This is a genomic window from Paractinoplanes hotanensis (assembly GCF_023717965.1).
Lineage (GTDB): Bacteria > Actinomycetota > Actinomycetes > Mycobacteriales > Micromonosporaceae > Actinoplanes > Actinoplanes polyasparticus.
In genome coordinates, this window is record NZ_JAMQOL010000100.1 from 1 (window position 1) to 10120 (window position 10120).

At 56.7% G+C, this 10120-nt stretch carries 9 protein-coding genes; 6 read left to right on the top strand and 3 right to left on the bottom strand.

Annotated features, from left to right (window positions below; all coding sequences use genetic code 11):
• On the top strand, window positions 1-226 hold a 226-nt coding region (locus tag LXN57_RS47265; RefSeq protein WP_251804882.1), incomplete at its 5' end, for a hypothetical protein.
• On the opposite strand, the gene LXN57_RS47270 is transcribed toward LXN57_RS47265, so the two are convergent.
• Window positions 223-777, bottom strand: a complete 555-nt coding sequence (locus LXN57_RS47270; protein WP_251804883.1) for an HD domain-containing protein — start codon at window positions 775-777, stop codon at window positions 223-225. The genes LXN57_RS47265 and LXN57_RS47270 overlap by 4 nt on opposite strands.
• Before the next feature lie 40 nt (window positions 778-817).
• Between LXN57_RS47270 and LXN57_RS47275 the strand changes: the two genes are divergently transcribed.
• A complete protein-coding gene (locus LXN57_RS47275) occupies window positions 818-1132 on the top strand; it encodes a hypothetical protein (RefSeq protein WP_251804884.1) in 315 nt (104 codons plus the stop codon).
• A gap of 69 nt (window positions 1133-1201) precedes the next feature.
• Entirely contained in the window at window positions 1202-1930 is a 729-nt protein-coding gene (locus LXN57_RS47280; protein WP_251804885.1) for an XRE family transcriptional regulator, read from the top strand.
• A gap of 414 nt (window positions 1931-2344) precedes the next feature.
• Here LXN57_RS47280 and LXN57_RS47285 read toward each other — a convergent pair whose 3' ends face one another.
• Together LXN57_RS47285 and LXN57_RS47290 are read right to left on the bottom strand one after the other, a co-directional pair.
• Entirely contained in the window at window positions 2345-3163 is an 819-nt protein-coding gene (locus tag LXN57_RS47285) for an HNH endonuclease (protein WP_251804886.1), read from the bottom strand.
• 16 nt (window positions 3164-3179) lie between these two features.
• On the bottom strand, window positions 3180-4721 hold the full coding sequence (locus LXN57_RS47290; protein WP_251804887.1) for an AAA family ATPase: 1542 nt from the start codon (window positions 4719-4721) through the stop codon (window positions 3180-3182).
• A 446-nt stretch (window positions 4722-5167) separates the two neighbouring features.
• On the opposite strand from LXN57_RS47290, the gene LXN57_RS47295 reads away from it, so the two are divergent.
• From LXN57_RS47295 to LXN57_RS47305, 3 genes are all read left to right on the top strand, one after another.
• On the top strand, window positions 5168-6106 hold the full coding sequence (locus LXN57_RS47295; RefSeq protein WP_285904773.1) for a DNA adenine methylase: 939 nt from the start codon (window positions 5168-5170) through the stop codon (window positions 6104-6106).
• 65 nt (window positions 6107-6171) lie between these two features.
• On the top strand, window positions 6172-8286 hold the full coding sequence (locus tag LXN57_RS47300) for a helicase HerA domain-containing protein (protein WP_251804889.1): 2115 nt from the start codon (window positions 6172-6174) through the stop codon (window positions 8284-8286).
• 41 nt (window positions 8287-8327) lie between these two features.
• Window positions 8328-9737, top strand: a complete 1410-nt coding sequence (locus LXN57_RS47305) for a hypothetical protein (protein ID WP_251804890.1) — start codon at window positions 8328-8330, stop codon at window positions 9735-9737.
• Window positions 9738-10120: the final 383 nt, after the last annotated feature.

The following is a 10120-nucleotide window of genomic DNA, read 5'->3' on the forward strand; positions in this document are numbered from 1 at the left end:
ACTCCTGCACATCCACCATGCTCGAACCAACGACCCAACCGCGAAACGGTTTCTAGATCATGACGGAGCACTACTAGTCCCACCCGGCCAGACGATCCAGCGCCCCGCCCCGCCCGACTGGCTACGGACCTACGTCGAGCCCGAGCCCGTGCAGATCGAGTTCCTCGACAGCGCCGGCCGCCGCTGGAGCCGCGACGAACAGGGAACCCTCTCCCGCTCAGACTAAGTTCGCTCTTCGGCCAGCCTCGCTGTGATGCGCTGTACAGCTTCGATGATCAGCGGACTCGCCTCCCGGATCGACTTGGAGATCAGGTCGCCGTCGCCATACCGGACGAGAATCTCGGCCAGCCGCTGTTCAACCGCGACCGGCTCGCCGTCGGGAGTCGTCGTCATGTCCGCGTAGGTGACCGCGTCCGCCAGCAGCCCACCAACGGGCGCAAACTCACCCGTGAGTTGCTCGAACAACCCGCGGTTCCGTCCCTCGAACTGTGCACAGGAGTGGTGAGCGACCAAACGGCATACAACGTCGTCCGCGCCGGCGACGTCACGCAAGTACCGAGCGCCGTCAAGCTGGTGCATCCCAGTGACGACGAGGTCAGGGGCGTAGCCGACGTCGTGCAGCAACGCGGACGAGATCAGTACCGAAGCGTCATCGCCGACCAGGTGCGCAACTGACTCAGCCTTACGCCCCACACCTAGGCTGTGCGCCCACCGGCGGGGGAGTGGAGCCGCCAACAACTGGCGCGCGAGATCGCGGGCTCGTTCGACCTGGTCCACATGCGCAGACTAGCGAACGATCCCCTCTCGAAGATCAGCCTTGCTACTCGGCAGCTTCCTCCCGCGGCCCAACGTCACCGATCCTGCGACGCGTCAGCGCAGACGAAAGCCGATCCGCGATGGACGGCTCAACATCGCCGATGCGCACGACAGCAGATCCCCGGCGCCCGACAGCATCATGAAGCGCCGGAAACTCCTGCCCAACGTCAAAGCCAGCTTCCTCAAGCGCGACCGCCAGGCGGTCCACAGCTCGCCGCGCCGCAGCTTGATCGGCCCCGTCGTCCGCCGTCATCGCAATCCGTTCCCATCGCTCAGGTTGTGTCCCGAGTCTTCACGGCAGGTGACAGTGCGTTGACCACGGCGTTAGGACGTCTAGGGACTTCTTGGCTAGAATCGCAGCGTCGCCAGCGATGGGAGTCGTTGCGTGAACCAACCCCTAGCCCGAGCGCTCCGAGGTGCCGGCCTCGATGCCGTCGATGTTGCCGCCCAACTCGGCGTCGACCCGAAGACAGTGGATCGCTGGCTCGCCGGTCGGATGCCCTACCCGCGGCATCGCGCCGCCTTGGCACGGTTGACCGGTTGGATGTTGCGCGACCTGTGGCCCGAGCTTCCCGCGCAGGTCATCCCCGACATGCAGGCTGACGAGGTCCGCATCGTCTATCCATACCGCTCAGCCGTTCCAGCCGACGCATGGTCGCGTCTTTTCGCCCAAGCCCAAGAGGAGATAAGCATCCTCGCATACAGCGCCCTCTTTCTCGCCGAGGACTTGGCCGCGTCCACCATCCTGTGCAACAAGGCCACGGCCGGCGTCCGGGTGCGGCTAGCTCTCGGCCAGCCGGACGGCGCGCACGTTGCCGACCGCAGCGCCGAGGAAGGTGTCGGTGGCGGTATGAGCGCTCGCATCCACAACGCGTTGGTTGGATTCAGCCGGCTGATTGAAGCGGGCGCAGAGCTACGCCTACACGACACAGTGCTCTACAACTCGGTATACCGCGCTGACGGCGAGGCCTTGATCAACACTCATATCTACGGGCGCCAGGCTTCCCACGCGCCCGTCCTCCACCTGCGGATCCGAAGCGACATTGGCATGGCAGCCACGTACCTCGACTCATTCGAGCGAGTGTGGGCAGCAAGCCAAGAACGCGTCGGATGAGCTGGGCAACCCGACCGCACGCTCACCTCACGATGCGCACGGCCGGGGCCTCGGGGTCACCGGTGTCCCAATGCCGAGGCAATCTGGATACCGGCTGCCGATAGCCTGCGCAATTGGACTGACACGTGGCACCTCATCTTGACGGACGTCTGGTCACATCGAGTCGTCCCTAGGATGTCTGCATAGCGATAAGCGCCAAGGGCGAGTCAATATCGCGCGTAGTCAGCTGAAAACAGCCGCAGTAAGTAGCCAGACCTCCGACAATGCTGGTTCCGGACCGGACCGCAACGTTAGGGTCTTCAAGCGAAGATCAGGACGATTAGCCTTGGCCTCAACGGCAAACGGGCCGGGAATTGCAGTCTGCGACACAATGTGATGCCTAGAGTAACGCAGAGCGATAGTCCGCCTCGCGGACTATGCGTGCAATAGTTGTAAAAAGCCGCCGTTGCAAAAGGCCGTCGATTTACTGGCCGCCGAAAACAAAGCCGCCTTCCAGTGATTTACACCGTGGAGAGAGGCAACGCTGGCCGCTTCGCGTTCAAGATATTCGCGAACCGCACTACTGTCGCCATCATCACCGAAGTAGTCCTGCATCGCTAAACTTCGGTCACAAAGTTCGGCGACAGACTCCAATTGGAAATAATCGGCAAGCCGAAGCCGCTCAAACTGGAAGCAGTAGTTAGCGGCCACCGATGGCGCCTCACCGGAATAGGAGGCACGGAAAGTAATTGTCACAGACTCTTCAACCGAAACCTCGGCGTCGAGGAGGGCCTCTATAGGCGGGTCCTCGAAGTATGAATGCAGAAACCTGCGCCCAGACTCTTCTATTACATCTTGCTTGATGTTGTTACATCTGTAGCAGACGGGAACAAGATTCTTGGGCATGACGCTGAATTCGGGGAAAACTGATTTCGGGAGGTAATGGTCCAGAGTTGCAACGGGTCCGCCGTCGCACATGGGACAGCGCCCGGCGCGAGCGAGGCTGAGCAACTCGGCTCTGATGCCGGCGAAGGAACGACCTGACGAAAGCTGGTCGTAATTCGAAATCAACGCTTCGCGAACTTCAGGATCAAAGCGCTGTGGATCCAGAGTCGACGGCACCCCTTTAGCTCGCAAATACTGGCGGTATCGCGCTAGAACTGAGGGTGTAACGCTTGTCAGGCGAGAACGAGTCGCCGTTCGACGGGAAAGGCAGATATCGGAGAAAGTCTTCTCATCGTCACGCGACGGCATTGGCAGACGATACATCCTAACCTCTACGTGCCTTTTGAACACTTGCAACATAGCTGCGGGCTTGTACGCTGAGGCCGCCTTCGAAAAGGCCCTCTATCTCAGTCAGCGTAAATCGCTCAGCAAGATTCCTTAGTACACCCTGATAATCTGTAGCCGTGCTATCCAGGTTGAATACCTGGCGCGTCAGGATGCCGACATTCTCACCGAATGTCTCGATTTCAGGGTTCTCTACAAGGGTCATAGCGTCAAAGCGTCGCAAGACGCGTACGTATTTTCTCGGTACTTCCTGAATTACTACAGGTGCGTGGGTTGCCAGAACCGCAAACGAATCTCGCTTTTCGAGGAGAATGCTCACACTCCGAAGGAGGGCTGCAAGCAGCGGGGGGTGAAGATGGCTCTCTGGCTCGTCCATCAGGACCAAGGAACGACGCTGAAGGTGCAACGAAAGATGAGCGACGATATTCAGAACTACTTTATGGCCTGTACTCAGGTAAGGAAACAGTTCGGAAACAAAGTTCGGCTGGTGGACATGCTCAGGAACGAAACCGAGCCGTTGGAAGGAAGCGTCTTGCGCAACGTATGAGAGAGCTTCGTCGAAAATTTCCCGACCTTGTCCCGCCTCGATACGCGCCAACGTCTCCGCAAACTCACGAGAAATCTCGCTGATTCCTTTGAGCCGGTGGGGTTCAAAGTCATCGTGATCGAAGCTACGAAGTCCGCAGTAGACGTATCCACGTACGTCGCCGGAGCGCCGAAGATACTCTCTATCTGCCTCCGTCCTCCCCGGAACCTCAAAGGTGTCAAATGCGCTGTAAGAGACCGCGATAACAGATCCAAATGGAACGTTGGCGTCCTCGATGAACAAGCCATACTTGCGGGAAAAGGCAGAATCGCCTCTTAGTGCTGAATCGGCATGGGCGACCATGGCGAGGTTAGCCAAGAGCTGAGTCTTACCGGTGCCGTTATAGCCGATAATGGCATTAATGCGTGATGGTAGAAGCTCAGTATCGTTGAAGCGAAGAGGGACGTCGAAATCAGAGCCTCCGACGTTTGATTTGAAAGTCAAGGAGAGAATCTGGCCTGCGTCTCCGGGTATCGAACTCTCCCCGCGTTGAAACAGTCCTACAGCATCCTCCAACGCTCTAGCCGAGCTTCCCTTAAGCGCGAGCGAGGCGGAAAATCCTGGGTGCTGCGAGAACGTCGCTTTGACCTCGGGTAGGTATACAACATCGCGCAGCCCGAGTAGTAATGGCTGATATACGTGTGCTCCGAGTGTCCGCAGCGTCTCGTAGTAAGACAAACTTTGTCCCAGTGAGCAGTAGCCGTCGCCGAGAGAGTCCTCAAAGTAGCGAGGAACCTCGGTGGGTCCCTCACGCTGGTCGAGCCGCAAAATCTTTACGACGCCGATTTGTATTGTGCGCCTATCCTCAGTGTGGACTTCGAGAAAGAATGATGTCTGATAGCCCTGGTCCTCCCAGTTGTCCCTGATCAGATTGGCAAAGGGATATCGCCTTGCCGCGGGTTTCACCTTTCCCCGCTCCATCAAGATGAACTCCACGGCAACCCCCAATCATTCGACAACAGATACACGGAATATATCTCGACGCATCGAGCTCCCTGTAAATCCTCAACGATATCTTTCGGCTCTGCGCGGATGTCCGCAGCTGTCACAGAATCATTCCACTCTCTAGCTCTAAACATATACTTGATCGCGGCGCGAAGCTGTGCTTCCCAGGCGAAACGAAATTTACCTACTAAACAGTATATATCGGGCGACGTGTGGCGACTCGATGCGGCTAGGCAGTGGCGTGAGCGCGGTCTCCCAGTATCGGGGAGAGCCGAGCGTAGCGAACCCGTCCACCACGACAGGGAGCCGCGTGCGTCCACTATGCTCATCCAGTCAGGCTACGTGGGAACTTTGAGGTGGTTGAGCACGTGGGTCAGCAAGAGCCACCACACCGGGTAAACCGCTTGAGGCGCCGTCCGTGGCCGGCTGTAACAGTGATGGAGGCGCCCCAAGCGGTCGCTGACGAACGCCTGTTCCGACACTCTGTAGTGAGCCCACTTAGATACCCAGGCGCTAAGCGGCAGCTTGTGCCGATCATGGAATTCATTGTCCGGGCGAATGTCCCTCGACCGAAGTTGATTGTCGAGCCCTTCTGCGGAGGGGCGAGTATGACCTTGCGGCTGTTGGGGACCGGAGTCGTCCCGCATGGAATCCTGGCCGACTTCGATCCGCTTGTAGCCGCATTTTGGAAGACGGCTGCTTTTGATTCCAACTGGCTGATTGAGGCCCTTTCTCAAGAACCAGTCACGGTCGAGCGTTGGGACTGGTGGCGAAGTTCTAGTCCCACCCGTCGCCGCGACAAAGCACTTAAGTGTTTGTTTTTGAACCGGACTACCTTCTCCGGGATTCTTCATGGGCGTGCGGGACCAATCGGCGGCAGAAGTCAAAACTCGGCCTACAAGATTGACTGCCGTTTTGGCGTAGACGGTTTGGTGCGTCGGATACGAGGTGTGGCTGACCTTGCTGCATCAGGGCGGTTGATCGATGTATGGCAGGCTGACTGGAAAACTACCCTAAACAGAACTAGGTCTCGCTTCCCGGCGTTGTCGGGGCTCGAGACACTTGTATATGTCGACCCTCCGTATGTGGACAAGGCCGAGTGGCTATATCCCTGGTCCTTCACAGGTCGTGATCATAAGAAGCTTGCGTCCTATCTGCGTGCAGAAGCGAAATTCGCCTGGATACTCTCATACGATGATCATCGAGATATACGCGATCTATATCTTCCAGAGGAGAAGTTTTCGGTACTCCATGTCTCACAACGGTACACGGCTGCTGGATCCGAGAGCCGTAGCACAAAGGATGAGCTTCTAGTAACGAATCTTGAGACTATTCCTCAGTCTGACAGCTATCGAGAGATTTCTCGTTCAAATTGACGCACGGCCAGTGGTTTCAGCTGCCCTATGCCTCCCGGCATGGATCCCCCCAAGGAGACGTCCAAATGACGAGCCAGCTTTCTGGTATAGCCGGCGCCGCGACCGCAAGCGCTGACCCACTTACGCAGCTTTTGAGTGGTCCAAGGCGTTTGGGGGGTATCTATCAACTCGACTATAAGAGTGCGACCGTAATTACTGACGACTTCGTGAAGCACTCCGTCGGTGGCGTCGCTAAGAATAGCTTCCTACTGGCCGCGGCGACCGTTCCGACACGTGAGACAAATGCCCCTCTCGACGAGGACGAAATCATCTTGCTGAGAGTGCGTGGCACCGCGCGCTTGCCCAACGAAGCGGAGTTGGTAGCAACTCGGTTGGCAGCAATCCGTGATGCAGACGTCAGGGAAAAACGGCCGGATGATGTTGTCGACAATCTCACGTCGAGCCAGATACAGCTCTCGGCCTTCGACTGTGAAGTTCTTGGAACCTTCTATAGCGACATAGTTGCACGTCGTCCGTTTGTTCAATGGGGTGCTGACCTTGATAACGTATATGCGGGGGCTCGCTACTTCGTGTATGCGCCTTCGCGTGAGGCATTGTCGTTTATCGCGTCGTATCCTCGGCAAACCGAAGACGAGGTTCTGCGCAATATTGACCCGAAGCTGATTAACCTTGGCGTAGTGCGATTTTCCTCCACCCGGAGACGTGCTTCAGCGGCTTCAATGGACAGTGTTCCAGTCCAGGTCAGGGTCACCGACTTCATCTCTAAGAAGACCGCTGTCTTGGGAATGACGCGTGTCGGTAAATCAAATACCAACAAGACGATCTGCACTGCCATCTTCGAGTATTCTGCTCGGACAAAGACGAAGATCGGGCAGCTTGTCTTCGACCCCCAAGGCGAGTATGCAAATGTGAATGACCAAGACAAGACAGGTCTGAGGCTTCTTGGACAAGGTGCCGATCTTGTACGTATTTACAAGATGAACCCTGACCCAGAGGATTCGCAAGAATTTCCGCTAGGCGTGAGCTTCTACGATACCAATGAGTTCCCCACGGTCTGGGGCCTGATTCAGGATTCTCTGGCTGATATGGGCAGTTCCTATGCGAACGCTTTTAAGACTGCCGCGGTATTGGATCCGGAGCGAGCAGATTATGCAAATGGGCCGGCCGGCGAAAGAGAATACTGGAGTGCCGTCTCAGATGCCCAGCGTGGGAAGCTTGCGTTCTATGCTTTGTTGTCCAAGGCTGGCTTTCAGGCGCCTCGAAGCGGCTTCTCAACGATATTCAAAATTAACACCAACCTTCGTACCGCTTTGAGCGGGGACTTACCAGAAATCTTGAGACCCGTGAACCAACGCCAGGGCCTCTATGCGGTTGACTCTCCGGGGGATGCTCGTCAGGTCGTTGCTTGGCTCTCGTCGCGTATCGGCGAAGTGGTTAGCGGCCGTATTCCAGAACGTTATGCTGGTCTTGAGCTGGAATCGTGGCAGAACAGCGATTCATTTATGGCCGTTCTCACTGTTTACGACGCCACAGTGGGAACTGCAGTTTTGAACCGGGTCCGTACGCTCGTCGACTTTCACGACCCCAATAGCCAAGGTGACCTCGCGGACCGTGTGTGGCAAGATCTAGTCGAGGGAAGGCTGGTCATCGCCGATTTGTCGGTTGGCTCGGATCAGGTCGTGAAGATTATATCTGAGCGGTTGGTGTTTCGATTGATCGAGAACGCGAATCGACGTTTCCGAGCAAACGAACTAAATGTGCCAATTCAGATCGTAGTTGAGGAGGCTCACAACCTTTTTGATCGGGAAAAGGCTGGAAAGTCCTCCGTCCAGAACGATCCATGGGTTCGTCTCGCGAAAGAGGCTGCTAAATATGACATCGGCCTAGTGTATGCAACGCAGGAGGTCACAAGCGTAGATAAGCGCATTCTGTCGAATACCTCGAACTGGATAGTGGCGCATCTGAACTCTGATGTAGAGACTCGCGAACTCTCGCATTATTACGACTTCGCTGTCTATGCCGACGACCTTCGACGTTCAGAGGATCGAGGGTACGCAAGAGTAAAAACGTTCTCTGGAAAATACATTGTTCCGGTTCAAATCGCGAAGTTCGACCATGAAATGATCAACCGCGCTCGTCTTGCGGCAAACCTTCCGCCTGTGGATCTGAGTGTGAGGTGAAGATGTCGTACTTCCAAGAGCGAGCTTCCAGCCTTGGCCACGTGCCGATCGTGTTGAGTCCGGCAATCGCTGAGGCTTTAAGAAACTGGGATATACCTTCCTTAGCCGAGCCGGATGAAGGCGAGATCGCATCTCGGTGTCTGGCCGTGTCCGAACTTCCATTAGAACGACGCCCAGCGCCAGCTTTCGCGCTCGCATTTGACGGCTCGAACCAAGAGGTTGAGGCCAAGGCTGGCTATCCCTCTATCCGAGTCGGATTCTTCCAGATCGCAGGCGTCTATCTTGACATTCCGAGGTTTCTCTCCGCTTCAAATGATGGGCTGCTGGACGTAAGAGAATTGGAGCGGGCGCAAGTCACGCAGACTGTTAACAGCGTTCTGCCAGGATCCAACGTTTTTGTGGGTGGAGCGAGTGGTAGTGGAAGCTTGAGAATTGAGCTAGAACGAGCTTTCACGTCATCCCGTATCACGGATTTTGGTCCGCCATTTTCCCTTGCGGACGCGCTTCTCACCATTCATGGAGCGCCAGGCTCCCCTGTGAGCTCGATCAAGCTCAGCAAGTGTCCTGTCTGTGGATCGGCTGGGATTGGTGAAGGAAACTACGTCGGCATCGGAGAGTCATATTGCAACGGACCGCTTTGCGGCTCGCCTCTGTACGTTACGGACGTCCTTCGCATCTACGAGGAGTTTGCCGAGGATTCGTCCAACGTCCTTACTTTGACAAGGGCAATGAATATCGCGGAGCGATTACTGCTCGTGTCGTATCTTGACGGCTTCTATCGCACGAGCCGTAAGAGTCTTTCAAACGGACTGTTTATAACCGACGGACCGTTGGCGGTGTACGGCCCTATCGCTCCGATGAAGTCGCGACTTGCGTCTTATTGGGAGCAACTCTGTGCCGGCCTTGATCGAGAGGATCTTGCTCCTCCTCTGCTTGTTGGAATTGAGAAGACGGGACGGTTCGTTGATCATGCGCATGCTATTCGTCAGGCAATTCCGCCTGGACATGTGATGGTTCTCGACACTCCTTATGTAAACAGGCACATCGTGAACCAAGCTGAGGATCATTTCTACGGCAAAGATGAGTTCTATGGGCGCCGTTTCTTCTATCGAACAAATACGGGCGAAATTCTCGTCGTGACTGTGCCACGGGTGCCAGGTGGTCCTCCGTACGAAAAGCCCGTTTCTGATGGGGCGTACGGCTTCGCCTCTCAACCTTCGGAGCTATGGGAATCCTACCCGACTCTTCGGGCGACCCTTGAGTCGTTGGATAGCCTACAAACGCGGTTGTACCCGGATGCTGTAATACCGGTGGCCTTGGCGCATTCGGCGTCTTCGCTCCCGCTCGGCACCGGGCGAAGCGTGCTTACGCTCCTAGCTCAGCAGAACCTGGGAATGCCGCAGGATAGCGTGAGCGTGAGCCGTTTCCAGTTCACTCGGCCGAGAGCCTGATTGCCCAAATTCCCTGCCGCTTTGTCCTAATGGTTGGTTCTAGTGTGTTGTGAACGGTCGAACAAATTCGTGGGGTTCAAGTAAGCGTCGAGCACCTCCACGGCTGACGGCCCCCTGTTCGCGGAAAGCGCGAACCGGGGGCTGTTCCGGTATCCAGTCGGGGGCCGAGCCCTCAAATCCCCACGGTGCGGATGGTCGCGCATCGTCGTTTGGTGCGCTGGCTGGCTGGCGCTTCGTACATCTCGCCGGGTGTTCGCATTTGCCGCCGCATACTCTCGCCCCGACGCCCAGCGCCCACCAGGTCCTGGCGAGTTCAGCCAGTCGTAGCATTTGATCTTGGTGGTTTGGTGGGACAGGATGCCCGCCGTGCGCAACATGTTGAC